The following is a 26527-nucleotide window of genomic DNA, read 5'->3' as shown; positions in this document are numbered from 1 at the left end:
AGATAAAGATGTCTAGCGCACGCTTCTCCAATAGCAAGTACGCCATTGTTGGTGGCGGCCTAATGGGCCGTCTGCTAGCGCTTGCGCTTGCTAAAGGTGGTGCGCAGGTTGATTTATTTGATAAGGGCGGACGTGATGGCGCTCATGCTGCTGCACGTATTGCCGCGGCCATGTTGGCGCCATTAGCCGAATCTGCCATTACCGAAGATTCTGTTGTGCGCATGGGTTTATATAGCCTGCCTCGCTGGAAAGAGCTTATTTCTGGGTTATCCAACTCGGTTTACTTTCAACAAGATGGCACGCTCATTTTGTGGCACCGACAAGATGCGAGCGATGCCGAAAGATTTACTGCTCACTTAGAGAAAAACTGCCGCTCTAATTCGGAATTAAGCGCTCCCTTAAAGTTAAATAACGATTCATTGCGAGAACTGGAGCCCGGTGTTGCTGATCGCTTTAACCAAGGCATATATTTACCTAACGAAGGGCAATTGGATAATCGCCAATTATTAGACGCCCTTGCTAATGAGCTTGAGTTAGTGAAGGTCAATTGTCACTGGCATGCTGAGGTAGAACCCGAGGAACTACGCAAACAATCTTCATATAAGGCCGTGATTGATTGTCGTGGCACTGGAGCCAAAGATTCATGGTCTTCTGGCGAAACTTCCAATACCTTGCGTGGCGTGCGCGGTGAAGTGATTCGCCTGTATGCCCCCGAAGTAAAACTTCGTCGCCCTACACGTTTAATACATCCGCGGTATCCAATCTATATCGCTCCAAAAGAGAATGATATTTATGTTGTGGGCGCAACGGAGATTGAATCTGACGATCTGTCTGAGATGAGCGTGCGCTCTGCCATGGAACTGCTCAGCGCAGTGTATACAGTTCATAGCGGCTTTGCTGAAGCCCGCATCTTAGAGATGGCCACACAGTGTCGCCCTACTTTAAAAAATAATCTGCCAGAAATTCGGACAAAGAGTAATAAAGGGCTTTCTGATTTGATCATGATCAATGGTTTATATCGCCATGGTTTTATGATTTCTCCAGCAGTGCTGGATTGCGCTTTACAAGTTTTAGAACAAGGAAGCAGCAAGACCGCATTGGAATTGGGTTTAACCGTGATTCAGGATAGCAATCCGATTGAGGCGGTATGCGTGTAATCGTCAATCAAGTGGAATATGAGCTACCAAGTAAGAGTGTAGTCAGTGATGCCTTGGCCATGATTAATGCCAAGCCCCCTTATGCTGTTGCGGTAAACCTCAATTTTGTACCTAAGACTAAGCATACTGAGTTTGCCCTGAACGAGAATGACCAAATTGAAGTGATCGCCCCAGTTACTGGCGGCTGATGCCATAAATAGAAGAATCAAGTTGATATGAACGCACCCCTACCAAGTAATCTCAATAAGGCCGATACATTAGTTCTGTATGGCGAAAGCTTTGCGAGCCGTTTGTTGTTAGGCACTTCACGCTACCCTTCTCCACAAGTATTAGAGAATGCAGTCCAAGCATCCAATCCCGGGATGATTACTGTGAGCCTGCGTCGCCAAGGCACTTCAACAACTGAGGTACATAGTGGCTTTTGGGATTTACTCAAAAAGATGGCCGTTCCTGTTCTGCCCAATACCGCTGGATGTCATAGCCCACAAGAAGTGATTGCAACTGCACAAATGGCACGTGAAGTTTTTGAAACCGATTGGATCAAGTTAGAGCTCATTGGTGATGACTACACACTGCAACCGGATGTTTTGCGTTTGGCACAAACTGCTGAGACCTTAATTAAAGATGGCTTTAAGGTCTTACCGTATTGCACTGAAGATCTTATTTTGTGCCAACGATTAGTTGATGTGGGTTGCCAAGCGGTCATGCCTTGGGCTGCGCCCATTGGTACAGGTCAAGGCCCATTAAATCCCTATGCCATGAAGCTCTTGCGTGATCGCCTCAAGGTACCGCTCTTGGTGGATGCTGGCCTAGGCCTGCCATCACACGCCTGCACCGTCATGGAATGGGGTTTTGATGGCGTACTCCTGAATACCGCAGTAGCGTTGGCGGATGATCCTGTAGTGATGGCCAAAGCCTTTGCAATGTCAGTAGATGCTGGACGTGCAGCTTACTTATCTGGAGCCATGAAACCCCAAGAGTCGGCACAAGCGAGCACGCCTTTGGTGGGCACTCCTTTTTGGCACCAATCTTAGTTACCTGATTTCACCAAGTTAAGTACACTGAACTCATGAGCCTGATTCGTGACCTAGCCGACCAAATCGTTGCGGCGCATCGCAATGCTGATTTATGCATTCCGATTCCAACCTTTAGCTTAAACACGCCCCCACCACAAATTGATAATGAGGCGGCAGTCGATCATTACGAATTAGCCGGTGCATTAGCAGCTATTGATATGGGCTTTATTGAGTCTGACGCAATAATTCTCGGTAAAGCTTGGTCACGCATGACTTTGCAAGACGGCGGCTTTAATCCATTTAAATGGCCCAGCAGACCAGAGCATTTTGATTTACTGCCCTGGACTCGCAATATGAATCCCAACGCCTTTAAAGAATGTCCTAAACGCCTTGGTTTATATGGCGTCATGCCCGATGCTGATTGGGTAAAGCGCATGGTCGAAGCAGAAATACCGACAGTGCAACTACGCTTTAAGTCTGACGAAAAATCCAAGATCAGAAAACAGATTAAAGAGTCTGTTGCTGCCGCCAAAGATAGCAAAACGCTTTTATTTATTAATGACTATTGGCAAGAAGCAATTGATGCTGGTGCTTATGGCGTGCATCTAGGGCAAGAAGATTTAGAAGAAGCCAATCTTGAGGAAATACGATCCGCTGGATTAAGGTTGGGCTTAAGTACTCATGGATATGCAGAGCTTGCTTATGCAGATCGCTTTTGTCCAAGCTACATTGCAATGGGCGCCGTCTTTCCGACCAATCTAAAGAAGATGCCTACGGCCCCGCAAGGTTTAGGTCGCCTCTACAAATATGCTCAATTAATGAGTCACTACCCTCTGGTAGCTATCGGCGGCATTGATCAAGACAGCATTCATGCGGTAGCCAAAAGTGGTGTGGGTTCAGTTGCAGTAGTCAGAGCCATTACGCAAGCCAAGGATCCCAAGGCTGCAGTAAAGCACTTACAAGAATTAATGCGATAAGCTAATGTAGGAAGGAATGGGGGAAAAGTTAATACTTTTCTTTTTCATCCAATAGTGCTGTTGGATAAAAGTCGTGCATATGCCATAGTGGGCCCGGGCCTTCGCCGATACTTAAGAAGCGCCCCGCCTCCAAACCAGCCTCTACGTAGGCAATCGCCTTAGCAACAGCGTGAGCCAAGTCATGACTATCGGCAAGGTACGTAGCAATTGCAGACGCTAAAGAACATCCAGTGCCGTGAGTATTTACAGTGTTTACTCGATAGTGTTTGAACTCTTTGGTTTGAACTACTTCTAAACCATCTTCTAGCGTGCGCCACATTAAATAGTCGGTAATTTGCGTATGCGTACTATCAAGATGTCCACCCTTAATCAGGACGGCTTGTGGCCCCATTTCGAGCAATTCTTCTGCGGCTAATTTGAAATCATTGGGACCACTGATTTCGCGACCCAGCAATAAAGATGCTTCATCCAAGTTAGGCGTAATGAGTAATGCCATGGGAAATAATTCTGAAATCATCGCCTGAGCAGTATCGTCACCACCCAAGCTTGCGCCAGAGGTAGCACGCATAACTGGGTCAAGCACGATGCGTTTAACACCGTGCTTGCGTAAAGATTTAGCAACTGTTTTGACAATTTCAGGGCTAGCCAGCATGCCAATTTTGACAATATCAGCCCCAATATCCAATAAAACAGCATCAATCTGAGCCTCAACCACATCGAGATCTACATCCTGAATACGTGTTACGCCCAAGGTATTTTGGGCGGTAATTGCAGTAATAACCGACATGCCATAGCCACCTAATGCCGTGATGACCTTGAGATCGGCCTGCAGCCCCGCCCCGCCGCCGCTGTCGGACCCAGCAATAGTCAGTACTTTAGGGATCTTCACAGAAGTAGAGAGAAGTGATTTCATCTTGCTATAATATCGGCTTATTCCTCGATAGCTCAGTTGGTAGAGCGCCGGACTGTTAATCCGTAGGTCCCTGGTTCGAGCCCAGGTCGAGGAGCCAAATAAGTAAAGCCCCTAGAGAAATCTAGGGGCTTTTTCTTTATCAACTATTGTGAAGATGCGGCCTAGATCAAGCCCTTCTTGCGAAGATTGGCTAGGCGATTATTGAGGGTCTTAATAGTCAAGAGATTGTATTTATCGCCATCCTTCCAAGCGCTGCCTTTCCACTCAATACCTTCTGGGGTTACATTAGCAAAAGGCTCTTTGCCTTCTTTTGCGTAAGCCTCTAAGATGGCAATCAGCGCAGCTCTATCATCGGACCCGCCTGCATCTTTCACTGCATCTAAGATGGGTTTGGTGATCGTATCGCTATAGGTGACCTTGGCATCCATATGGTTTGGTGCTGCCGGTTCTTCAAAGATGTACTCATGGGGCCACTCAAAGACATTTCTGGCAGAATTTTTTACCGATGCTGGACTCACTGCGCCGCTCTCAGGATTTTTAGGGTCGACTGGCAACCCTAACCCCAATATCCAAGTTTCGAATTCTGCAATACGGCTATAACGCTTTTCTTCGCTATCGCGCTTCTGCTCTTCCTGTGAGAGCAATAAAGTCACCCATGCCCAGGCAATATCTTTAGGTATTGCAAACTCTTGAGCCAAAATTCCGCTGGCTTTTTTTAGGATGGGTTTGGATGTTAGTTTTGACATTGCATTCTTTCTGAATTCGTTTTGCTTTTATAGTAAGCGCCTTCAATTTAGGGTGAAAAGTCAAAGGGAAGGCTCCCCGTTCATTTCTTCAATGCTCTCCACCACTCTATGAGGATACTCTTTATTGACTTGCGCTTTGCTTATCAGCCTTGTATTAATGTTTAGAGGACGCTAGCCCATAGTGGTGAAGTCAAACAAATAAAGCCCCTAGAAAAATCTAGGGGCTTTATCTTTTCATAAAAGAAATGATTCCTTAAGTATTATTTTTCAGGCTTAAAGTTACTGTCCAAGAACTCCTGCACGCCGGTGAACATCAGCATCCGGTTCTTTTCCATAATGATGGTATGAGTACCTTCACTAATTTGCAGCATGATTTTGTATGGTGCATTTTGTAACTGAGTAAAGTATTCGTACATCATGTAGCTAGGTAGATCCGCATCCCATTCAGCGTGCACCAGCATTACAGGAACTCGAATATTCTTAGGTTGGTATAGCGGAATGCCTGCGGTCCAAAACTCCCTGGCATCTTGTACTGTGCCGTTCGGGGCTCTGAGTTTTTTCGGGCTTTGTGTTTTACCCCATGTATCAGTCTCAAATGTTGCTTCAGCCCACTTTTCAAACCAACCCTCTGGAATCAAAGTAGCTTTTGCCTCTTCGGGAACACCAGTAAGCCAACGATTCTTAGCATCAGCAACGGATGCCACACGATATGCGCCCAACGCTCCACCTTTATCCGTTAATGGTGCACCACCCTGTCTTAACCACTGAGGGGCATATAGAACCAGCTTATTCACCTTTTGATTATTTTCGCTCGTGTACTTGCCCATAATGGTGGTGCCCCATGACCAGCCTAGCAAGTTTGTTTTATTGATGTTGCGTTTTTTCAGAATGTAATCAACAGCACTAGATACATCTCTGACTGCAACGTCCGTTCTTACAATCGGTGCATTTTGATCGGCAGGCTGATCCATTTCTGGTGGTCGGGTTGATTTACCGTATCCCCTTAGGTCTACCAACCAAACGTCATAGCCTCTAGCAGCAATGTATTCCATCCAGGAGGTACCCCCAAGCGTAAGATCAAACGCAGTTTCTGCCGGATAGGTCGAACCATGCACGTACAGCAGCGTTTTTTCGGGGGTAAATTTTTTCATGCCTGCGGGGTGCTTATTACGGACATACAGGGAGATGCCAGGGGTATCGCTTGGAATCATGTATTCATTCATTTCTATTTTTCCAGACGCATAAGCTTGGCCCAGAAAAATGAAAGAAATAAGCGCTGCTAGTGCTTGAAATAGGAATTTCACTCCGTCTCCTTTTGGGCTAATACCCGTATATTTATAGTTAATAGGAAATATAGCATCGCCTGAAATTCTCAAAAATGGGGAAAACCCGCTTAAAGGCGTTATTTCCCCATTGGCCCGCCCTTTTTCAAGGTGCGTACAAACATTAATGCTGGCATGCGCTTTAAAATGTCACTCATGACTAAGATTCCTGAACTTCTCGCCCCCGCTGGTAGCCTTAATATGCTGCGTACCGCCTTTGATTTTGGCGCTGATGCAATTTATGCCGGACAACCTCGCTACTCGCTGCGAGTTCGTAATAATGACTTTGGCAAGATTGAAGTACTCAAGCAAGGTATTGATACCGCCCATGAAATGGGTAAGAAGTTTTATCTCGTTTCTAATTTATTGCCGCATGGTGGGAAGACCCGCACTTACATTAAGGATATGGACCCCGTCATTGCATTGAAACCCGATGCATTGATCATGTCTGATCCAGGGCTAATCATGATGGCACGGGAAGCTTGGCCAGATATGCCAATCCATTTGTCAGTTCAGGCTAATACCGTAAATGGTGCTTCAGCCAAGTTCTGGCGTTCTGTCGGAATTAGCCGCGTGATTTTGTCTCGCGAACTTTCTTTTGATGAAATTGAAGAGGTACGTCAAGACTGCCCTGAGATGGAATTAGAGGTATTTGTACATGGCGCCCTCTGTATTGCCTATTCTGGTCGCTGTCTGCTGTCTGGTTATATGTCTCATCGTGACTCCAATCAAGGCGCCTGTACTAATGCCTGCCGTTGGGACTACAAGGTCAAGCCAGGGCAACAAAATACTAGTGGTGATGTGGTTCTTCTTCAGGAAGCTCGTCGTCCAGACGATTTAATGCCGATGGAAGAAGATGAGCATGGCACTTACATCATGAACTCCAAGGATCTACGCGCTGTTGAGCATATTGAGCGCTTAACCAAGATGGGTGTTGATTCCTTCAAGATTGAGGGTCGTACCAAATCACCCTATTACGTTTCCAGAACAGTTCAAGCTTATAGATCAGCGATTAATGACGCTGTTCAAGGCAAGCCATTTAACACGGCTTTGTTAGGCCAATTAGAAGGCTTAGCCAATCGCGGCTACACAGACGGTTTTTATGAGCGCCATCACGATAAAGAGTACCAACTCTATATGCGCGGACACTCCTTATCTGGACGCAGCTTATATGTTGGAGAGACCTTAGATGTAGATACGGCAACAGGTAGAGTCAAAGTCGATGTCAAGAATCGCTTTTCTGTTGGCGATAAGCTAGAGATCATTGAACCCAAGGGAAACACAGATGTGGTGTTGACTGAAATGTGGAATATGAATGGTGAATCCATTGATGTTGCACCTGGTTCAGGTCACTTTGTTTGGTTAAAAATTCCGTTGACCAGCAAACACGCTTTTATTGCACGCTACACACAAGAGCCAGCACCAGCAGAAGTGGCCACCTCTAGCTCTTGCTCTACTTGCGGTGTAGATTAAGAATAGGGTAGACACAGCCTCTCGCTCAAGCCGATCTCCAAAAGATTATTACGCTATGACTAAGACATTCTTTGTTTATACATCCACAAAGAGGCGCAATAAAGATCAGGTGAAGCCTGAGCAATATCACCATAAGAGATCGACCAATTAGAGAAAAAACGACATAATCTGACATTGAGGTGCGTAAATTCGCGCTATCAACCAAATCAGTATCATTTTTTGCAGATCTTCAATGCGCTTTTTTGGTCTTTTCTTTCTAGCCCTACTTTCTACCGCCCCTCGAATTGGTTGGGGCATTGATCTCTTACCAAACGATATCGTTGCACCATTACCAGATAAGAATTACGTCAAGATTGGTTACTATGGCACGCAGAACAACACCTACTTCAAGAATGGTTCCGCAGTAACATCCGCGCCTTACGGAAGCCCGGTAATTGAAAATCCCAATGCCAATGTAAGGCTTATCAGGTCCTATGCAATTGGGGATCTTCCAGGAATATCTTATATACAAGTTCCATATGGGTCCATTAAACCCCAGGGGTCCCTATCCAATTACCCAGCTACAACTGGTTTTGGTGATATTGGTTTAGCAAGCGCTATTTGGCCCTATTCCAATCGTGAAACTCGCACTTACTTAGGGATTGCGGGTTATCTCATTTTGCCTACCGGGAATTATTCAAGCACTCAAACCTTAACGATGGGCGGCAATCGCTATGTATCCGATCTGCAGATAGGCTTTCAAAAGCCTATCTTAGAAAATCTTGATGGCATGATTGCTGTTGATACGATGTTCTTTGGCGGCAATAGCCAGTGCGCAGCAGCGTGCCTATCAGCCGGCAATATTTCACTCACACAAAAGCCCTTAACTACCGTTCAATTGGGGCCAGTCTACGCAATTAATCAAACCTATACTGTTGGGGCATCCTACCTATATGTAGCTGGCGGGGCTACGCTCGTAAACAATGCCTATCAAAACAATGTCATCAACACCCAACGTTTTCTTTTAAGCGGAATCGCCTATACAGAGCTGGGAAGATTTACATTGCAATATGGTCGCGACATGGAAATTAAAAATGGCTTCATTCAAACCAAACTGATATCTCTTGGCTATACAAAAGAGTTTTAATATTCCTCACTAGCGCCCCGCCCCCGAAGACTCTAGGTAAAGTTATCAATGCTGTTTACCAGCCCAACCGATAAGATTTGCTAGTGTCAGTGATAAGTCATTGATAGAATGTTGTTAATCCTACGCCAAACCCTAGGACACACACCCTAATTATAAGCACCCAAAAATGACTGCCCGAATCCTTGTAGTAGAAGACGAAATTGATTTCCGAGAAGGCTTGGTAGAGCTTTTGAATTTAGAGGGTTTTGCGGCCCAAGGTGCGGAGAGTATCGCCGAATTCCAAAGCTCAATTCAGAGCAATGAATTTGACATCATCATTCTCGATCGCAATTTGCCTGATGGTGATGGACTAGAGGCACTTAAGCACTATAAGAATCCTAATGACGTTGGCTCAATCGTATTAACCTGTGAGGGTCAGCCACATGATCGTATTGCCGGGCTAAACGCTGATGCCGACTATTACCTTGTAAAACCCTTTCCAATGAATGAATTACTTGCAATTATTCATCGCTTAGAAAGACGCATTAAATCCTCTAACAATGATTTATCACAATGGATGCTTGACTCGGTTCGCTGGGAAATAAAAACTCCTAACAATTTAGAAATCGAGCTTACTAAAAATGAGTTTGCACTGCTTTCATGCTTTATCAATAAGCCAGGCGCAACAGTAGCCAGAGATGAAATAATCAAAGGTCTTGGGTTTAACCCCCTTGATTACGACAATCGTCGACTTGAGGTAATGCTACGCCGACTTCGCAAAAAAATTGAAGATGCAGGCGTGGTTAAATTTCCGCTGCAAACTGTTTATGGTGCAGGCCTAGCATTCACTGAAACCTTAAAAGCCTCATAGTTCGATGTGGACAAAGTCCACTGATTCCTCGGGAAGCCAAACAATAAATTCTGATCCTTTTCCTGGCTCACTGATTAGCTCAATGCCACCTGAATGAAGATCGACAATTCTCTTAACAAATGCAAGACCAAGACCAACACCTCTCGAATGAGGGGCCGGCTCTATCTGTACAAACTCCTCAAATATTTCCATATGATCTTCAGGATGAATACCAGCACCTTGGTCTGCGACTGATATTCCTATTTTTCCAGGAAGAAGTTGAATCCCAATGGTCACAACTGAATCGACTGGAGAATACTTACAAGCATTGTCTATCAGATTCAAGACCACTACCTGCAGCATCTTTTCATCAGCTTTTAAAACTACTTCTTTTTCGAACTCTATAAACTTAAGCTGATGCGTAGAATGATAGATGCGACATTTTTCTATAAGCTCCTCTAACCATGAATTGAGCTGAATAATTTGCGGTAAAGCGGAATCTATTTTATTTTCCAAGCGATCACCCTGAAGCCATCGATCAAAAAGCATTGCCAATCGGTGCGTAGCAGAACCAATAATAGAAACTCGCTTTTCAAGCTTGACCTCTCCTCCTCTGGCAAGCAAGGCAAGCTGGGTCTCAATGATGCCAAGAGGATTTCTAAACTCGTGCGAGATCATTGATCCAAAACGCACATACTGCTCTCTAAGTCTTTTTTCATTCTCAAGCATTTGCTCGATTTCATTTGTGCGAATGGCTACTGTACGCTCTAAGCGCTCCTCTGATGCCTTTAAAGAATCCACCATGGTTTGCTTTGAATCCAAGGCCTCGAGCTGAGCCCGCTCCCTTAGTTGACGCTCAATCTGGATGCGATTAGCCAAAGCAAAAGAAAGCAGCAGCATTTCTATTGCGGATGAAATCTGTAAAGCGTAAGAGGTGTAAACATTGCTGGGAACCATATCGAACATCCGCAAAGCGGCAATGATTGTCCCAAGAGATAGAACACCCCAAGCAAATAAAAAGTATTTTGCGCTCTGCTGCCCCATCGCCCAGACTTGCATAGCGGCATAAATGGTAAGCGCCGCACCAGGCAGACTTAAGAGTGGTATTAACTGCAAAAAGATGGATGGGGGGAATGAAAAGTAGTAGGAAGCTATAAGCCCACCAGTGGAAAAAGCCAACAGAACCGATACCAGCAACAGAACTCGATCTGTCCTAGGTAGGAATTTTTTGGTATTTAAAAATTCTCGAGTAAAAAGCCAGGCGATCGTTGCCGCCATTCCCAAAAATGCAGCTTGAGATATCTGATTCCATGCAGGATTACTAGGCCACAAATATAAGTGACCATAACCATTGCCAGAAAAATTTCCAAGACCAATAAAAGTTGCGAACAAAGAGTAAAGTAAATAAGTCTTATCTCGCAAGTATAGGAAAAGCAAAAAGTTAAAGATTGCCAAAGCACCAACTCCACCATAGTAAAGCGCCTGCAACAAGGTGTCATATTGGGCATGCCTGCTAAAGGAGTCGCTTTGCCATAGATCTAGAGGCAAGGAGATGGGCGACTGAGAGCTCACGCGGATGTAATAGTCTTGAGGCACTTCCTTGAGAATAAGTGGAAATGCATACGATCGATTAAAGAATGGCCTGGATTCAACAGGACGAAAATTTCCAGTTTCTACAACAAGTCGTTTGGGTGCATAAAAATCAATTTGATCTAGACCAAGGTAGGGAATTTCTAAAATCCAACTCTCCGGTGCATCTGCAGATCTTGATAAAGAAAGCTTGAACCAATAAGCACTTTCCGAAAAGCCAAAGTTAATTTGATCATCAGTTGACTTGATCAACTTAAATTTCTGCTGATAACTGCTTGATTTAATCTCATCAAGAGTTAAGCGACCACTTGGGTCCACCAAAAAAGAGGTGGATTGGGTAGGATTAACCAGAGACACCGCGCCCGATAATTGAAGTGCATGAGAAGCATCAAAAAAGAGGCCAAGCAAAGCAAAAGCCAAGATGGCTAAATACTTGGAAAATGGGGGGCGGCATGAAGTCATATATAGACAACTATTTTCCCATGATATTGACCAGCCTTTATATCTAGATTACTGGCACCTTACTTTGCCTTAATACCCATAATGTAGACATGCTCAACAGAGCGATCATCCCCCATAATTTCAAAGGCAAAAACTTTGTCGGCTATGGTGGCAGAGTTTTTCACACGGGCATCGAGCAAAGGCGTCACACCTGATCCCAAAACCAAAAAATCGGCCTCCATTCCTGGTTTAAACCATCCAATTTTATCGTCAAGAGAAAGTGCCCTAGCGCCACCCAAGGTGGCCAAATAAAGTGACTGCATGGGATCTAGGGGCTTAACTGAGGATGGGTCGTCCGCAAATGCTTTGCGTAACTGTGTAGCCTTATAGGCCTCGTTCATAGTCTCGAGAATGGAAAGGCTTGTTCCTGCCCCAATATCGGTTCCTAGACCCACTTTGACATTGGCCCGATTTGCGGCGGCAAGATTAAATAATCCACTGCCTAAAAATAAGTTAGAGGTTGGACAAAACGCGATGGAGCCGCCCTTGTTTGACAGCACAGACATATCCTGCTGATTTAGATATATACCATGAGCAAAAATAGAATGGCTCGTCACCAAACCATAATGATCATAAACATCTAAATAGCTTCTTCTTTCCGGGAAAAGCTCCTGAACCCAAGCTACTTCAGCCTTGTTTTCAGCAACATGGGTATGAACATAAACGCCCGGATAATCATTTGCTAATTTACCGGCTAGCGCTAATTGCTCGGGTGATGAGGTAGGTACGAAACGAGGCGTTACCGCATACGAAAGCCTGCCCTTGTTATGCCATTTCTCAATCAGCGCCTTACTCTGCATATATCCCGATTTCGGCGTGTCTATCAAGTAGTCGGGCGCATTGCGATCCATTAAAACTTTTCCGGAAATCATACGTAAATTACGCTTTTCCGATTCCGCGAAGAATGCATCTACCGATACTGGGCTCACCGTTGCGAAAACTAATGCTGTAGTGGTGCCATTAGAAATAGCTTGATCAAGAAATAATTTGGCGATTTTAGAAGCGTGTGCAGGATCGGAAAATTGACGCTCCGTTGGAAAGGTATAGTTATTTAACCAATCTAATAATTGATCCCCATATGCCGCCATCATCTCGGATTGCGGGTAATGCACATGTGTATCGATAAAACCAGGAATGATTAGACGTCCTGAATAATCAACGATTCTAGCGGTGCCGTACTTAGACCTTAAATCCTTATAGTTTCCAGCCTCTAAAACCCTACCGCCTTCTACATATAAAACACCATCCTCAAAATATCGATAAGCATCTTGTGTTTTAGCAGGGTTATCGGTGAAATATAAAACCCCTCCCCTGTAACCCATTGCGTCGCCCGCGTGAGCGGGAATGATTCCCAGGAAAAAACAAAGTATGGCCAGCGAGAATCTATTCATCTTTATATAGCTATCTTTTATTTACTGGTCCACTCTGGAAGTTTCTCAAAAGCTTGCAGCGCAGCCTCAAGATGCCATTGTGCAGCTGCCTTTTCGCTACTTGCCAAGAATTGACTGCATCCACCTGAAACTTTCTCGCTACCAGGGGTATCGCTCCGACATGGAGCTACTAGCTGAGCTTTCTCTGGGATCCCCCACAAATTCGAACCAGGCAAAAAACTCCAGGTCAAACTATTGCGAGAAATCTGCTTTAACTGAGCGTAACTCAAACCCTGCTCTACCGCTGCGCGAACATATTCATTGGTTAAATCAATTCGGGAAATACCCTCATCATCTGAAGCCAGAATAACGGGCACTCCAGCCGCCATATAGTCCTTGAGTGGGGAATCCTTTCCCTTAACGTTCAAAATAACATCGTTACTGGTGAGGCAGATCTCAACCGCCACACCTTTCTGCTTCATGTATTTCAAAGTCTCAATAGCGCCATCTTCATAACCAATATCTACGCCATGCCCAATGCGACTTGCTCCAGCAATTTTTACTGCATCAGTAATATGATTGCGTAAATTCTGCGGAGGAACATCACCAAAAGCAAGCTCTCCAGCATGCAAAGCAATCTTCACTTGTGGAGAAATTCCGGACAAGTATTGAATCATGCTCATCTGCAAGCTGTAGTCACGCAAAGCATTGGGAGTATCTTCGGGAGAAACCAAATTGATTCCCAGGACTCTTGGATCAGCCTTAGCCAATTCAAACGCATAGGTCAGCTGCGCAAACACTTGGTTTGGGGCGCCATTCCTGGTTGTTTGAACTAAAAAGCGCACCTTCACATCACAACCACCTTGAGCCATTGCTGTTCCGCAATTCATCAACTTACGTGATGCAGCCTCGATATCGTCTAAGTCCTTTTTGCCGGCCTCCACAAGATTCCCTAGACCGTTCTGCAACATCCATTGACGACCTTCTTGAAAATTTTGGTTAACACCCCACTTCATATCGGCACCTAAACGCTTGATACCTTTAGACTGTATTGAGATCATTAGCTCTAATAACTGAATATTTTGTGAGGCAGCACGATTAGCCACCTCTGCAATCATGATCGCTTGATAATCATTATTCGAGGATATGGCCTTAAATAATCCAAAGCTCTCAAAAAAATGATCGTGGCCCGGTCTATTGGCAAATTCAATATTTCGAGCGGAATAACGATCAATCGCCTTCTCTCTCTCAACTTTGGCTAACTGTTTCGCAGAAAAATCCCCGGACCCCTCTTTACACGGGGAAGCGGAAATCTTATAAGTGTCATCATCAAGACAATAGTTTTCTTTTTTGGCAATGTCTAAATAGGTTTCCGCATAAACAGCGCCGGATAAATGGGTATGAACATCAGCGCCTTTAGGCATTAGCTGCAAAAACTGCCGCACCATTTGAGGTCTCTCTTTATGAGCATCAAACCAACGGGCTGCTGGATTTGATGATTGGGCTGAAACGGCTAAAGACAAGCAGAGTAGCGTTAGAAAGTTAAATGTATGAATAGCCAGTTTTTTCACGCGAGGTCCTATTGATGCAATGAATTAATATGACCACAATTATGAGCTATTGAGAACTTAGTTTGGACCATCAAATCCGACAAATTCTTACTAAATGTAAAACAAAGTATTTTCCTCTGGGAATGAAATAGAATCTAGCCAATTACCTTTTATTTACCCTATTTTTAAGGCTAAAAAATGTCCAAAGCTGTATTTTTCTCATCAATGCGCATTCAGTTTGCGACCTTTGTTTTGTTGGCGCTTAGCGCTTGTGCAACACAAACCACCTCAACCCAAATTACATCAAACAACAAGGTGCCTCCTACAGAAGAGGCTTGCGTTCTCATTGATACCGACTTTGATATTGATGACATGATGGCCATTCCAGTGGTTACCGGTAGTCTCAATGTAAGGGCAATGATTCTTTCTGAAGGCTACACACTGGCGCCACAAGGTGCATCAGCCCTTTCTCGCTTTATAGCTGAGCCTGGACAGCAATCTCCACCTGTAATTGTTGGCGCCTCATACCCAGGTACGCGTGACACCAAAAAATGGCCATGGTTACAAGATATGCGAACCGCAATGCAACGTTCAAATGACTTGCTCTCTAAACCATTAACCCCAAATGTGAAGGCTAAACGCAATTACACTGCTGAAGTTACGAAATCCTTGGCAGGCTGTAAATCAATCTCCATTTTAATTATTGGCGCATTCACCTCCTTTGTTGAATACAGCCCAGCGATTCGTGATCGCGTAACATCAATTGTGATGCAAGGCCGCCCTTATATCAGTGATAAATACGGTGATAAACCCAGACTCTCATTTAACTGTGAATACGATATTGAAAGTTGTAAAACAGCCTTCGAACAGATGAAAGGGTTAAATCCAGTTTGGGTTGATGTACCTCGTGATGCAAAACCGCCCTACAGCCCTACTATTCAGATGGTTGATGGCCTCGATAGTTATGGCCTACCAGGCACCCTCAAGGCAGCCTTAATGTCAAATCAGAATTATTGGCGCTTGGAATATCTCACCAACGGTAATCAATCAAGACTATGGGATCAATTGGCCGCACTATATATGCTACATCCACAGGCATTTCACTTAAATGCCGGACACATGGAGCCAACTCCTTCGCCTGCCGTAATGCAGAAGATGTGGACAGATGCTGTTAATTTAAATAATAAGTAAAGAAGTACCACTTATAAAAACTAGCCACCTCTGGGTGGCTTTTTTAATTTCATTCAATTGATAAATGGGCCGTATTGTCAGTATTTGTCGGAATATAAATATGACAACTATTCTAAAATTGGATGGCAATTTTTTAGCAGCCTTAACGTAGATACGAAACCATTTAAATCATATGAAACCTATTAAACACTCTTGGAAAAGACTATTTATTGGCGCGATTGTCAGCGCTTCAATTACAGCACTTGTAGCATGCGGCGGAAGCTCGGGCTCTTCAGGAGCCGCTGCCAATACAGGGCCGGTATACACAGCTATTTTTGATGCCGGCAGTAGTGGAACACGCGTTTCGCTTTACAAAGTTATCCCAGGAAATGGCGGGTACCCAGAAATTACATTGCTGGATGGCCCGATTAAATATGGCGATGATGGGATTAACGATTTCCTAGGGGGAAATGGCACAAGCAAAGGAGGAATGATCACCTTAACAGAATATGATAGCAAGACAGGTAGATTGGTAAATGTACTTCCTGGCGGAGTTAGGCCAGACGGATGCAACGGAGGAGTTGACCAAACTGATAGCGACGGCGCTAAGACGGTTGTTTTTCTCGGTCAAAATGATGTGGGTCCATGCGTTATTCAGCCACTCCTAAATGCCTTAAATCCAGACCTCACAAAATATGGCATCGCACGCCCCCAAATCAAGACTGAACTTTTCGCAACCGCAGGTATGCGCACAGAAGATAAACGCAATGGCGGGACATTTACAACCGAACAAATTACCGCTTTTTACGCAAAGATTAAAGCGTATGCTGTGAGCATGAGCTTTGATACAGGTGAGTATAAAACCATTAACGGCAACAGCGAAGAGGGTGTATGGACCTGGACTAACTTAAACGATCTGTATAACAATATTTTCAATAACCCAGCATCAACCACAGTCATGCAGAGCCCTGTTGGCGACTTTGAAGTTGGAGGCTCATCAATGCAGATTGCTTTTCCACTTGCTGCGGGTACGCCTACAAGCGACGCTACCAATACATATCCAGTAAAAATCAACGGGAAAACATTTAGCGTATATAGCAAAACTTTTCTTGGCTTTGGTGGGGATGATGCTCGCAAATATGTTCGCGCCCAAGGATATGGTACCGGCAGCTTTAACGGTGGCGCAGAATGCTATACCAGCGGTGCCACTCCAGCTAACAGTGCTGAAACCAGTGGCATAGCCCTCTACCCATCAAGCACCTGGATTACAACTAGCGTTGGACTATCGGATTGGCAAGTATTACTTCCTGCTAACCTTAGTTTGCTAGCCAATAATACGGCTGGATATATTTTCAACACCTGCACAACTAAATTTAACACTATCATAAATCAGGTGACATCCCTTGCCAGAAATAATGATGGCACCGATAATCTAGGGGCGACAGCAACTATGGCAACTCTTAAATCTGCAGTAAATCGTAGCACTGCGCCATTCGTTGGAGTTGATGGATTTTATTTCTCCGCAAATTTCCTTAATCTTGACTCTCCGACAGCAATTAACCCTGCAACGTTCCAGTCTACTTTACAAACAACATGTGCTGTGCCAGAAAATAGCTCGAAAACAAGAGATCAGGCCAATTGCGCTCAAGCTACCTACATGAATACATTCCTATGGGGCAGCAATGGTTTGTTTACAAATAATTCATCTGCAACATTCCAAGGTGTAATTCCGCCATCTGCTGCAGGCAAAACCCTCACCTGGACTCGCGGTTATTTGCTCTTGAAATACGCAAATTAATAATTAACTCCAAAATTAACCTCAGACATTAAAAAAGGGCATCTTCGGATGCCCTTTTCTTTTCCCTCTTATTAGCTTTACCTCTTTTTTACTTAGCTTCAGTTGATTGCACTGTTTTTGGTTTTTTTAGCGCAGTGTTGAGCACAAAAGCAATTCTAGATCCAGCCATAGCAAGGCGCTGCTCGATCACCTTCTGCGCTTTATATTCATATGACTTTGATGGCGAGTCGACATGTAGATAAACAACATCACATGAAAAGTTGGGAAGCTGGCCATAGGCTACTGATCTTGCTGCTTGATTGGATTCATTCGCCCAATTTAGCGCGTCACCCGCCTGCCAAATCTCAATCTTATCGGCATTTCTGTCTCTAATTTCCTGAGCAAACTCCTTGGATGTTTTGCCTCTAGCCATCTTTTGAACATAGGCCTTATCCCAAGTGGAATGAAGGTTTGTATGCTCACCCACCTTAAGCTGGTTACCACCCCTGTCGCCATTATCCCCAGCGTGCAAGGGTTGATGTAGGTCGCCCACAACATGAACAATGACGCGAACAGCAAATATTTTGTCTTCCTTGCTGGCTTTTGGATCAGCCAAGACTTGTGAATACTCATCAATCCGGTAAATTGCGCAATTATTATTTTTGCAAAGGTCTTTCTTGGGTTTGTTGTCACAAACTGGCAGATTATAAAAATGCCATTGAGCAGAATCCGGAATGGTTTTCTTCAAATTTAAGCGCTCATCATCCATCCATGTAGCTACTTGCCCCAAATCAGCAGCAGGCATAATTTCATTTAAGCGAATCTGTACTTCAGGCGTTAATAGCGACTGAGCAATATAGCCAGTAGTCTGGTGACCAGTTGGACCCCATGCCAATGCTGATGTAGAGAGAGCACCAACTACCACTCCAATACTTAGGACTAGTTTTTTATATTGACTGACTGTGGGCATAACACTCCTTCTAGGATGTAAAAAATCCACCCAATAATGCATTGGGTGGATTGATATCAAAAATACTGGGCACTTCTTTAGCGCATTAAACCAAAGTAATACCGCTATTTTTCAATGGGATAGTACGAATACGCTTACCAGTTGCGCGGTAGAAAGCATTCAGAACGGCAGGGGCAGCGACAGCAATCGTAGGCTCCCCTACACCACCCCACTCTTTGCCGCCACCTTGAATGAGAATAGTCTCCACCTTAGGCATTTGGGCTAAGCGCAAGGAGTTAAAGTCATTAAAATTCTTTTGCTCCACTCGGCCATCCTTAATGGTAATCTGCTCTTCAAATAGAGCTGACAAACCAAACACAAATGAGCCAGAGGTTTGACGCTCGACCTGAGCAGGATTTACGACATATCCTGGATCAATTGCCGCTACAAAGCGATGGATTTTAACTTCCTTGCCATCCTTTACAGAAAGCTCACATGCTGCAGCGGCATAGCTACCATAGGAATGCATCTGTGCGATTCCGCGATGTACACCAGCTGGAGCCGGCTTATCCCATCCAATCCCTTTTGCTACCGCATTTAGAACTGCTGCAGCCCGCGGATGATTTGAAAGATACTGCAAACGGAAGGCAAGCGGGTCTTTGCCTACGTAATCAGCCATTTCATCCATAAAGGTTTCAACGAAGATGCCGTTTTGATTCACATTAACGCCACGCCAAAATCCTGGTGGCACGTGGGTGTTACGCATTGCATGATCAATGAGCAAATTAGGGAAGTTATATGTGAATGCATGTTGTCCCTCAGAATCCAATCCCTGGAACACTTCGGGATCCAAACCTTTATTGGCATCCAAAGTTGATGGGCTGGTTGACGCCAAAATGGACTGGCCAGAGAGTCGCATATGAACGCCTAAAAGGTTTTTCTTTTCATCGAATGCACCAGTGAGCTTACCCATCATGACGGGGTGGTATCGACCTTGAGTCATATCCTCTTCGCGAGTCCACATCAATTTAATTGGTGTTCCAGGCATCTGTTTTGCAATCAATACCGCTTGTGTAGCGTAATCTTGGTGAGAGCCGCGACGACCAAAGCCTCCGCCAATATTAATTTTGTAAACATCACATTGATCGGCCTTTAAGCCTGACGCCTTAATAACGGCCGCCATTGAATTCTCACCGTTCTGCGTAGGAATCCAGGTCTCGCATTTTTCTGGTGTCCATTTAGCGGTAGCATTCATTGGCTCAAGCGTCGCATGGTTCAAGAATGGGTAAAAATAAGTGGACTCTAAAGTAGTGGATGCGGTAGAGATTACCTGTTTAGCATCACCCTTTTGATTGCGCACAAAAGCAAACGGTGCGCCCAAACCTTCCTCCAGGACACCTTTAATCGACTCGCTAGTCACCTTAACATTTGGGCCAAAGTCCCAAACAATATCCACCTGCTCCATTGCGGTCTTAGCATGCCAAAAAGTATCGGCAATAACTGCTACAGCTGTGCCGCCAACAGGGACCACATTTTTAACCCCTTTGACTTGCATAGCTTTGGTCGCATCAAAACTTTTCACGGTGCCGCCAAATACTGGGCATTCGTTAATTGTGGCAATCAACATTCCCGGCAACTTAAAGTCAATGCCATAAATCTGCTTACCCGTAACCTTGCCTACCGTGTCATCAATACGGGCAATTGGCTTGCCAATGATCTTCCAGTCTTTCGGGTCTTTTAGGGTAATTTCGTTTGGCACAGGGAGCGAAGAGGCCGCTTGTGAGACTTTACCAAAGCTTGTCTTACGTCCTGATGGCTTATGAGTAATCACACTGTTTAATGCGACGCACTCGCCAGTAGGAACACCCCATTGGTCGGCAGCTGCTTGAATCAACATCATGCGGGCAGCAGCCCCACCCTTGCGAACATATTGCTCGGATTGACGAATACCACGACTACCACCAGTTGAAAAACTTCCCCATACCTGTTTACGCTTTAAGCTCTCACCCGGTGTTGGGTACTCATAAGAAATCTTTTTCCAATCGCATTCGAGCTCTTCGGCGACTAGCTGGCACAAGCCAGTGATAGTCCCTTGTCCCATTTCTGATTTAACGATGCGAACAATCACATCATCATTTGGCTTAACCACTACCCATGCACCAATCTCTGGTGTAGCAAGCGGTGCGCTAGGATTCTTAGCTGTACCTGCAAAGGCTGGGATCTCAAAACCAATCGCCAATCCAGCCCCAAGAGCCGCCGAGCTAATGATGAAGTTTCTACGTGAGGTATTTAATGCTGTTGTCATATTGATCCCTTAACCCTTCATTACCGAGTGAATAGCTGCGCGAACCTGTTGAAAAGTACCGCAACGGCAAATATTTGAAATGGCGGATTCGATATCAGCGTCCGTTGGCTTAGGATTATTTCTAATCAATGCTGTTGTGGCCATCACCATTCCAGACTGACAGTAGCCGCATTGAGGCACCTGGTTATCTATCCAAGCCTTTTGAATTTTTGAAAGTTGACCATTTTTCTCGAGACTTTCAATTGTTTCAACGCGCTTACCCTCAGCAGCCGCTACGGGCAAAGAGCAACTTCTCATTGCTTGCCCTTCAAACAACACCGTACACGCACCACATGCGCCTATTCCACACCCATATTTGGTACCCGTTAGACCTAACTGCTCACGTAATACCCACAACAATGGGGTATCTGACTCTACGTCTACCTTGACTTTTTTGCCATTCAAAATGAATTCAGCCATGACTTCTCCTCTACTTAATCAAAAAAGGTGATTTTTTACCTTTACATATTGACTAATTTTAACTGTCGAAATTGATATAAATCCGACAAATACTTACGATAGATTTATCGGATTTATATTATTTAGCCTTTTATAATCAACACTTACAGATAGCAATCATCACCATCAGGAATGCCTATATGAAGTATTTACCCGTGATTCTTTCAGGCTTATGTATTTGCTTATCTAGTATTTCTTTTGCCGCGGAAGAATCTAATGCGCCGATCAAGATAACCCCTTATCAACCTGGCATCACGATGACCAGGTCTGTGCAGGCTGGAATATCCCCAGAACAGGCTATTCAAATACTAAAAGCTGGAAATGTACGCTACCAATCAGGAAAAACATTGCAGCGTGATGTTAAAAAATTAGTTACCCAAACAGCCTTAGGCCAGTACCCATTGGCCAATATTGTGGCCTGTATGGATTCACGCAGTGGCCCCGAGATCATTTTCGATCAAAGCACGGGTGATATTTTTTCAAACCGAGTGGCTGGCAACGTAATTAATAAAGACATACTCGGAAGCCTTGAATATGGAGCAAAAGTTGCAGGCGCCCCGCTCATTGTAGTTTTGGGTCATACCAATTGCGGTGCAATAAAAGGTGCGTGTGATGGAGTGGAAATGGGCAATCTTACGGGGTTACTTGAAAAAATTAAACCGGCAGTACAGATGTCGAAAGCACCCGGTGAACACAATGGCAAAAATTATACATTTGTCAACGAAGTCACTGAGATCAATGTAGATGATTCTATTGCCAATATTCGAGCTAACAGCGCCATACTTTCAAACCTTGAAAGTCATGGGAAGTTAAAGATAGTCGGCGCAATATACGATACCTCAACAGGAAAGGTGATTTGGAGATAAGCCTTACTGCATAAGAAAGCGATTTTTCAGACATATTTATTAAATGCCTCACCAAAAACTCTGTGGCCCACTATTAAGGCCTTCTTTTTTTCTCGCCTCATTTTTGCTTATTGGAGTTTCTTACGCTCAACCTGCTCCAGAAGCTAGCGTTTCAGTCAGCACTACAAGCACTACCCCTCTGACTGCAGAAGGTGGGCCTGCCGGAACCCCAAAACCCAGCATTAAAGAAGAAATTATTAAGGATGAACTCTTAAGTCGCCCTATCATTCAGGGGCGAATGGGCGTATCTTTATTTACGGAAGACACCTACGATGGGAAAAACCTAAATAACCAACCCATGAATAGCTATGGCAGAGCCTATGTTATGGGAAACGCCTATTTCACTGAAGACTTTTACCTATCAGGAAATTTTCGTTATTCAAGCTCTAGCGGCAGCAATACCACTGAAAACTATTTCATTGATTCAGGCTCCGCGTTCATCGCAGAGCTTGCTTTACGCTACGACGCCGATAACTACTCCTTAGTAGCTGGTCATGCAAGCATCAACTATTCTTTGGCCAAAATGTATTCCGCTGGCTTATGGGGGAGCACCTTAATTCGCAAAGAGTATGGTGTCGATGGCATGATGATCTTGGGCGGCTCCTACAAAATGGACTTCGGGCGTTATGGTAACCATGCTCTTTCAGGATCTGCATTCATGGTTGATACAAGCGCCCTATCTGATAGCTTTGGCTCCTCAAAAGATCCCACTCCCCTTAGCGTTGGTGGGCCTGCTAACACTGGTAAATTTAATAACTATGCCGTAGCCTTAGATGGCCTAAAAATTAAAGACTTGCCCAAATTTCGCTATCAAGTGGCGGCCGTCAAACTAACAACCCAAAGCCTCTACAACACCGATACAAACCAGCCGGTATCTAGTCAATATTTAGCCAATGAACAGCGTTACGTAGCCGCTGCAATGTGGGACAAAATTGATTTAGGGTCATCAATCAAACTCACCCCGCTTTTTGAATACAATCGCACCCTAAATTCCGAAGGAATTAGTGGTTACGACAAAAGCTATTACACAGGATCCTTCTTGTTCGGCTATAAACAGTGGAATTTAGGTCTTTCTGCCAGTCTTTGGGACACAAATTGGTCTCGAGTAAGTAATGGCTATAAGATCATCCCATCTAATAACTACTTTAATGATAGAAATAATCAAGCGCAAATTGCTTTGGGCTATGTATTTAGCAATGGCATTAAAGCAGCCATCGGCTACCGAAAAGAAAATAAATACATTAACTCCAATTCACAAACGATTGGGGTTAATCTGAAATACGACTTACCGTTTGCATTCTAAAAGAGGCGTTATGTACAGGACTTATTTACTAGTTACACTTTTCTTTCTTTCATCTACATTGCAAGCGCAGCCTATGATGGATGTAGATACAGCTTCGGGCTACCTGATGGTTACAACCGAACAGCAAGAAATATATCTTGGCAGATATTTGAATGCCAATCAGAGTATTGCCAGTCAATGCCAGCCTGGTTGGAGCGTAGAGAAATCCAATAACTACTTTGTGGCATGGATTAATGATCACCCACAATATCTTCGCAGAAACATTACTTCAGCATTTTCGGCGGCACTACTAGACTCCTGCAAGCTTCCAAATAAGTAATTTAAAGCCAAGCAAATGCAGTAACTAGTACAGCATTCCAGCCTCCACCATTACTCTTGCTTGATTTTTTGCATTGCCCGACTGGCCAAAAGCTTGGCCAAGGCCTGAATTGATTGCTTGAACATACGATAGCTCACCTCGAATAAATAAGCGTTCATATTGATATGTAGGGGTGATAGTCGCAGACCAAGCAGCACTTCCAACACCATACAAAAGGTTTGGTGAGCTCGCATTACCCTTACCAGCCGAACTAATATATTCGAAGCGCGTCGGTAATGTAATTCCATTTCCTTTGTTACCAGTCAGTCGATAATTCGCCAAAACCGCAGCACCTGAAGTTTGTGCGCCAGAAAGAATGCCGATAGATGGGTTGATGGGCACATAGGTATATTGCAGATAAGGCGTGAAAGACCAGCGACTAGAGGCGTAGGTATAAATAGCATTTACTATTTGAGAATTATTTTGCGCCACCGGCGTAATAAAACTATTGGTTGAGCTCGCCTTTATTGAACCAGCCCAAATTAGACCGATATTATGATTTTGGTTTAATTGGTAACTTGCAGAGGCCCCCATCCAGCTCAACTGATTTGAATAAAAGCCATCATTCAAAGTAATGGCTGTAGCAAGATTGCCACTCTTATAGCTGGCCTGAAAACCTTTACTTATGTTACTTGTTTGATTCCACAGTAATCCTCTATCAATATTGATATTTTGATATGTAAAGGTATTTTCATAGCCCCCAAATGAATTAATTTTCCCCGCACTAAAAACCCAGGAATCATTCGGTGCGATCGAGACTGATGCCAGGGGTGCCAAACCAAAACTATCTTTTGTTTGCTGACTAGCGCGCTGGTAAGTCGTACCAAGGGATGGGGTTGAATAGTAGCCAGCCTGCACATAAAACTGCAGCAGGCCGCTTCCTTTTTGGACAATCACCTGGGCATTTGATATATCAAACAAGGAATTAAAGTCGCCCAAAGCTGGGTTGGTTTGCGCCATTCCAATACCGGTTGCCAGTGCATGAAAATCAATTTGTCCAAAGTGAGGTACCGCCACACTGAGAGGCGCTGGGTTTAATCCAAGACCATCATTCAGAGGGGTTGGCGAGTCCTGAGAGAGCGCATTTCGGCAAAATAAGATCCCCAGAAGAACTCCGCAGAACAAACAAGAAGCTTTCGACCTATACATTTTAAGAAGTATATTCAATGAGAGGCCTCAAATTGGGATATTAAACCAATAATAAGCAACAATAGATTCCATTAAAATGACGCTATGAACACTTCAGCAAATATGAACAAAACCCCTCATAACCTCAAACAAAAACTCAAGGAGGAGGTCAAAAAAGCATTTGCTTTAACGCTTTACTTCGGCATTTGGTTCTGCGCGATTGCCTTTATGGCAGCAACCGCTCTTGAAGAGCGCCCGATTCCATTGGCGATCTTTGGTTTTGCCCTATTGAAAGCAGCTATATCAGCTAAATTTATGTTGATTGCCCAAGCGGCATACCCTATCAAAGTTGATAAGGATCATGGCATTGTCAATTCGCTGATCTTTGAATCCATTATCTACATCGCTGTTGTGGTGGCCCTGAACTATCTTGAGGCTGGCCTTGAAGGATATTTTCATGGAAAAGAATTTATTACCTCTATGGCAGCATTTGGAGATTCCGATCCATTACGAGTCTTAGCAATGTCCATTGTCTACTGGTTAATTGTCTGGCCTTACTTAATCTATACGGGCGTCAATATCATCTTAGGCAATAAAGAAACGCTTGCCATCTTATTCGGCTCAAAAAAGTAATTACCCTATTTGCATTGCATGAGAATTTTTTGGCTATGCTTACTTGGATCCTTATTGGGATTCATTTGTCAGCAGGCTCAAGCCCAAGAAATTGAAGCGCGTGCTTATTCCAATGCGCCCATTGGGATTAATTTTGTTAGCGGCGGGATTGCTCAAGCCAAAAGTGGCTCTTACACGCTCACTACTGAAGCGGTAAGCCTAACCCGCATCATTGATGTCTTTGGCCAGTCGGGCCGGATTAGCCTCTTACTCCCCTATGCTCAACTCTCTGGAACAGGCTTTATTGGACCTCAGAATATCAATGCATCTGCGGAAGGCTTATCCGATCCCGTTGTAAAGATCTCCGCCAATCTTTATGGCGCACCAGCACTATCGCTAGACGAATTTAAAAACTACAAACAAGATCTCATTATTGGCAGCAGTCTTGCTGCATCCATCCCATGGGGTAATTACAACAGCGAACAGATGCTTAACGTAGGCGCCAATCGTTCGCTGATTCAACCAGCTATCGGAGCATCCCAAGCTATCGGGCCATGGCGTTTGGAATTAGCAGGCATGGCAACTATCTATACAAGCAATACCAGCTTTCTGGGAAGTAATACGCTCTCCCAAAATCCTATGTACTCCTCAGAAGCCCATGTGATTTATTACTTTGAGAATACCGCTTATATTTCTGCTGACGCCACCTACTTCACGGGTGGTCAAAAATTTGTCAACGGAAGCTCCATTGCTGGCTCGCAAGAAAATTGGCGCTTTGGAAGCACCTTTTCCTACCCCGTCAATAAACACAATTCGATTCGCCTAACCGGTAGCAAAGGTGTTTACTCCAATACCAATACGGACTACACAGCACTAGGGGTCTCATGGCAGTACCGCTGGGGTGGCGGCCTGTAGGTAGATTCTGTAGATTCGCTATACCGTCGCTACAATA

24 protein-coding genes and 1 tRNA gene are annotated in these 26527 nt (G+C 44.4%); 15 read left to right on the top strand and 10 right to left on the bottom strand.

The features are described from left to right. The first annotated feature begins 8 nt into the window (after positions 1–8). The 4 genes from ICN18_RS09470 to thiE are packed head-to-tail and all read left to right on the top strand — an operon-like array spanning position 9 to position 3150. Positions 9–1157, top strand: a complete 1149-nt coding sequence (locus tag ICN18_RS09470) for an FAD-dependent oxidoreductase (RefSeq protein ID WP_216190251.1) — start codon at positions 9–11, stop codon at positions 1155–1157. After that, positions 1148–1345, top strand: a complete 198-nt coding sequence (gene thiS, locus ICN18_RS09465) for a sulfur carrier protein ThiS (protein ID WP_216190250.1) — start codon at positions 1148–1150, stop codon at positions 1343–1345. The genes ICN18_RS09470 and thiS overlap by 10 nt, the downstream gene beginning before the upstream one ends. Positions 1346–1372: 27 nt before the next feature. Continuing rightward, the gene (locus ICN18_RS09460; protein WP_216190249.1) at positions 1373–2191 is read left to right on the top strand and encodes a thiazole synthase; all 819 of its coding nucleotides are present in this window, start codon (positions 1373–1375) and stop codon (positions 2189–2191) included. A gap of 35 nt (positions 2192–2226) precedes the next feature. Then, positions 2227–3150: a thiamine phosphate synthase gene (gene thiE / locus ICN18_RS09455; protein WP_216190248.1), complete on the top strand. Its 924-nt coding sequence runs from the start codon at positions 2227–2229 to the stop codon at positions 3148–3150. 28 nt (positions 3151–3178) lie between these two features. Here the strand turns inward: thiE and thiD are convergent, their stop codons facing one another. Further along, the gene (gene thiD / locus ICN18_RS09450) at positions 3179–4063 is read right to left on the bottom strand and encodes a bifunctional hydroxymethylpyrimidine kinase/phosphomethylpyrimidine kinase (RefSeq protein ID WP_216190247.1); all 885 of its coding nucleotides are present in this window, start codon (positions 4061–4063) and stop codon (positions 3179–3181) included. 21 nt (positions 4064–4084) lie between these two features. Between thiD and ICN18_RS09445 the strand changes: the two genes are divergently transcribed. Next, a tRNA-Asn gene (locus ICN18_RS09445) sits at positions 4085–4160 on the top strand. 64 nt (positions 4161–4224) lie between these two features. Here the strand turns inward: ICN18_RS09445 and ICN18_RS09440 are convergent. Beyond that, positions 4225–4809: a hypothetical protein gene (locus ICN18_RS09440; protein WP_216190246.1), complete on the bottom strand. Its 585-nt coding sequence runs from the start codon at positions 4807–4809 to the stop codon at positions 4225–4227. A gap of 260 nt (positions 4810–5069) precedes the next feature. Continuing rightward, positions 5070–6113 (bottom strand): alpha/beta hydrolase, encoded by a 1044-nt coding sequence (locus ICN18_RS09435; protein ID WP_216190245.1) that lies wholly within the window; start codon positions 6111–6113, stop codon positions 5070–5072. A 174-nt stretch (positions 6114–6287) separates the two neighbouring features. Between ICN18_RS09435 and ICN18_RS09430 the strand changes: the two genes are divergently transcribed. From ICN18_RS09430 to ICN18_RS09420, 3 genes are all read left to right on the top strand, one after another. Then, the gene (locus tag ICN18_RS09430; protein ID WP_216190244.1) at positions 6288–7604 is read left to right on the top strand and encodes a peptidase U32 family protein; all 1317 of its coding nucleotides are present in this window, start codon (positions 6288–6290) and stop codon (positions 7602–7604) included. 232 nt (positions 7605–7836) lie between these two features. Further along, positions 7837–8730 (top strand): transporter, encoded by an 894-nt coding sequence (locus ICN18_RS09425; RefSeq protein WP_216190243.1) that lies wholly within the window; start codon positions 7837–7839, stop codon positions 8728–8730. Positions 8731–8896: 166 nt separating this feature from the next. Further along, a complete protein-coding gene (locus tag ICN18_RS09420; protein ID WP_216190242.1) occupies positions 8897–9580 on the top strand; it encodes a response regulator transcription factor in 684 nt (227 codons plus the stop codon). Here ICN18_RS09420 and ICN18_RS09415 read toward each other — a convergent pair. The 3 genes from ICN18_RS09415 to ICN18_RS09405 are packed head-to-tail and all read right to left on the bottom strand — an operon-like array spanning position 9575 to position 14591. After that, positions 9575–11611 (bottom strand): sensor histidine kinase, encoded by a 2037-nt coding sequence (locus ICN18_RS09415; protein ID WP_216190241.1) that lies wholly within the window; start codon positions 11609–11611, stop codon positions 9575–9577. The two genes, ICN18_RS09420 and ICN18_RS09415, sit on opposite strands and share 6 nt — an antisense overlap. Positions 11612–11670: 59 nt before the next feature. After that, the gene (guaD, locus tag ICN18_RS09410) at positions 11671–13041 is read right to left on the bottom strand and encodes a guanine deaminase (protein ID WP_369411887.1); all 1371 of its coding nucleotides are present in this window, start codon (positions 13039–13041) and stop codon (positions 11671–11673) included. 17 nt (positions 13042–13058) lie between these two features. After that, positions 13059–14591, bottom strand: coding sequence for an adenosine deaminase family protein (locus tag ICN18_RS09405; protein ID WP_216190240.1), 1533 nt, complete (start codon positions 14589–14591; stop codon positions 13059–13061). A gap of 177 nt (positions 14592–14768) precedes the next feature. Here ICN18_RS09405 and ICN18_RS09400 point away from each other — a divergent pair, with 177 nt between their 5' ends. After that, positions 14769–15761 (top strand): nucleoside hydrolase, encoded by a 993-nt coding sequence (locus ICN18_RS09400; RefSeq protein WP_216190239.1) that lies wholly within the window; start codon positions 14769–14771, stop codon positions 15759–15761. Positions 15762–15933: 172 nt separating this feature from the next. Then, on the top strand, positions 15934–17538 hold the full coding sequence (locus ICN18_RS09395) for an acetate and sugar kinases/Hsc70/actin family protein (RefSeq protein WP_216190238.1): 1605 nt from the start codon (positions 15934–15936) through the stop codon (positions 17536–17538). Between the two features lie 88 nt (positions 17539–17626). Here ICN18_RS09395 and ICN18_RS09390 read toward each other — a convergent pair whose 3' ends face one another. The 3 genes from ICN18_RS09390 to ICN18_RS09380 all read right to left on the bottom strand — a co-directional run bounded on the left by ICN18_RS09390 (position 17627) and on the right by ICN18_RS09380 (position 21230). Further along, the gene (locus ICN18_RS09390; protein ID WP_216190237.1) at positions 17627–18487 is read right to left on the bottom strand and encodes a S1/P1 nuclease; all 861 of its coding nucleotides are present in this window, start codon (positions 18485–18487) and stop codon (positions 17627–17629) included. An 85-nt stretch (positions 18488–18572) separates the two neighbouring features. After that, a complete protein-coding gene (locus tag ICN18_RS09385; protein ID WP_216190236.1) occupies positions 18573–20771 on the bottom strand; it encodes a xanthine dehydrogenase family protein molybdopterin-binding subunit in 2199 nt (732 codons plus the stop codon). A 9-nt stretch (positions 20772–20780) separates the two neighbouring features. Continuing rightward, positions 20781–21230, bottom strand: a complete 450-nt coding sequence (locus ICN18_RS09380) for a (2Fe-2S)-binding protein (RefSeq protein ID WP_216190235.1) — start codon at positions 21228–21230, stop codon at positions 20781–20783. A gap of 179 nt (positions 21231–21409) precedes the next feature. On the opposite strand from ICN18_RS09380, the gene ICN18_RS09375 reads away from it, so the two are divergent. From ICN18_RS09375 to ICN18_RS09365, 3 genes are read left to right on the top strand one after another with little or no spacing between them, the layout of a single operon-like run. After that, positions 21410–22135: a carbonic anhydrase family protein gene (locus ICN18_RS09375; RefSeq protein ID WP_216190234.1), complete on the top strand. Its 726-nt coding sequence runs from the start codon at positions 21410–21412 to the stop codon at positions 22133–22135. 43 nt (positions 22136–22178) lie between these two features. Beyond that, positions 22179–23477, top strand: a complete 1299-nt coding sequence (locus ICN18_RS09370) for a hypothetical protein (protein ID WP_216190233.1) — start codon at positions 22179–22181, stop codon at positions 23475–23477. Between the two features lie 10 nt (positions 23478–23487). Continuing rightward, entirely contained in the window at positions 23488–23796 is a 309-nt protein-coding gene (locus tag ICN18_RS09365; RefSeq protein WP_216190232.1) for a hypothetical protein, read from the top strand. A 24-nt stretch (positions 23797–23820) separates the two neighbouring features. Here the strand turns inward: ICN18_RS09365 and ICN18_RS09360 are convergent, their stop codons facing one another. Continuing rightward, positions 23821–24984 (bottom strand): outer membrane beta-barrel protein, encoded by a 1164-nt coding sequence (locus ICN18_RS09360; RefSeq protein ID WP_216190231.1) that lies wholly within the window; start codon positions 24982–24984, stop codon positions 23821–23823. An 84-nt stretch (positions 24985–25068) separates the two neighbouring features. On the opposite strand from ICN18_RS09360, the gene ICN18_RS09355 reads away from it, so the two are divergent. Then, on the top strand, positions 25069–25596 hold the full coding sequence (locus ICN18_RS09355) for a hypothetical protein (protein WP_216190230.1): 528 nt from the start codon (positions 25069–25071) through the stop codon (positions 25594–25596). A gap of 18 nt (positions 25597–25614) precedes the next feature. Beyond that, positions 25615–26490, top strand: a complete 876-nt coding sequence (locus tag ICN18_RS09350; protein ID WP_216190229.1) for a transporter — start codon at positions 25615–25617, stop codon at positions 26488–26490. Positions 26491–26527: the final 37 nt, after the last annotated feature.

It is taken from the genome of Polynucleobacter parvulilacunae (genome assembly GCF_018881715.1).
In the GTDB taxonomy this organism is placed as follows: domain Bacteria; phylum Pseudomonadota; class Gammaproteobacteria; order Burkholderiales; family Burkholderiaceae; genus Polynucleobacter; species Polynucleobacter parvulilacunae.
This window is presented reverse-complemented; position numbering and strand designations above follow the sequence as displayed.

Coding starts and splice junctions, on each gene's coding strand:
- thiD (WP_216190247.1), bottom strand. CDS start 4,063: ATGAAATCACTTCTCTCTACTTCTGTGAAGATCCCTAAAGTACTGACT.
- ICN18_RS09380 (WP_216190235.1), bottom strand. CDS start 21,230: ATGGCTGAATTCATTTTGAATGGCAAAAAAGTCAAGGTAGACGTAGAG.
- ICN18_RS09355 (WP_216190230.1), top strand. CDS start 25,069: ATGAACACTTCAGCAAATATGAACAAAACCCCTCATAACCTCAAACAA.
- ICN18_RS09395 (WP_216190238.1), top strand. CDS start 15,934: ATGAAACCTATTAAACACTCTTGGAAAAGACTATTTATTGGCGCGATT.
- ICN18_RS09365 (WP_216190232.1), top strand. CDS start 23,488: ATGTACAGGACTTATTTACTAGTTACACTTTTCTTTCTTTCATCTACA.
- ICN18_RS09390 (WP_216190237.1), bottom strand. CDS start 18,487: ATGCCCACAGTCAGTCAATATAAAAAACTAGTCCTAAGTATTGGAGTG.
- thiE (WP_216190248.1), top strand. CDS start 2,227: ATGAGCCTGATTCGTGACCTAGCCGACCAAATCGTTGCGGCGCATCGC.
- ICN18_RS09375 (WP_216190234.1), top strand. CDS start 21,410: ATGAAGTATTTACCCGTGATTCTTTCAGGCTTATGTATTTGCTTATCT.
- ICN18_RS09350 (WP_216190229.1), top strand. CDS start 25,615: ATGAGAATTTTTTGGCTATGCTTACTTGGATCCTTATTGGGATTCATT.
- ICN18_RS09440 (WP_216190246.1), bottom strand. CDS start 4,809: ATGTCAAAACTAACATCCAAACCCATCCTAAAAAAAGCCAGCGGAATT.
- ICN18_RS09460 (WP_216190249.1), top strand. CDS start 1,373: ATGAACGCACCCCTACCAAGTAATCTCAATAAGGCCGATACATTAGTT.
- ICN18_RS09400 (WP_216190239.1), top strand. CDS start 14,769: ATGTCCAAAGCTGTATTTTTCTCATCAATGCGCATTCAGTTTGCGACC.
- ICN18_RS09420 (WP_216190242.1), top strand. CDS start 8,897: ATGACTGCCCGAATCCTTGTAGTAGAAGACGAAATTGATTTCCGAGAA.
- thiS (WP_216190250.1), top strand. CDS start 1,148: ATGCGTGTAATCGTCAATCAAGTGGAATATGAGCTACCAAGTAAGAGT.
- ICN18_RS09425 (WP_216190243.1), top strand. CDS start 7,837: ATGCGCTTTTTTGGTCTTTTCTTTCTAGCCCTACTTTCTACCGCCCCT.
- ICN18_RS09415 (WP_216190241.1), bottom strand. CDS start 11,611: ATGACTTCATGCCGCCCCCCATTTTCCAAGTATTTAGCCATCTTGGCT.
- ICN18_RS09360 (WP_216190231.1), bottom strand. CDS start 24,984: ATGTATAGGTCGAAAGCTTCTTGTTTGTTCTGCGGAGTTCTTCTGGGG.
- ICN18_RS09385 (WP_216190236.1), bottom strand. CDS start 20,771: ATGACAACAGCATTAAATACCTCACGTAGAAACTTCATCATTAGCTCG.
- guaD (WP_369411887.1), bottom strand. CDS start 13,041: ATGAATAGATTCTCGCTGGCCATACTTTGTTTTTTCCTGGGAATCATT.
- ICN18_RS09370 (WP_216190233.1), top strand. CDS start 22,179: ATGCCTCACCAAAAACTCTGTGGCCCACTATTAAGGCCTTCTTTTTTT.
- ICN18_RS09470 (WP_216190251.1), top strand. CDS start 9: ATGTCTAGCGCACGCTTCTCCAATAGCAAGTACGCCATTGTTGGTGGC.
- ICN18_RS09430 (WP_216190244.1), top strand. CDS start 6,288: ATGACTAAGATTCCTGAACTTCTCGCCCCCGCTGGTAGCCTTAATATG.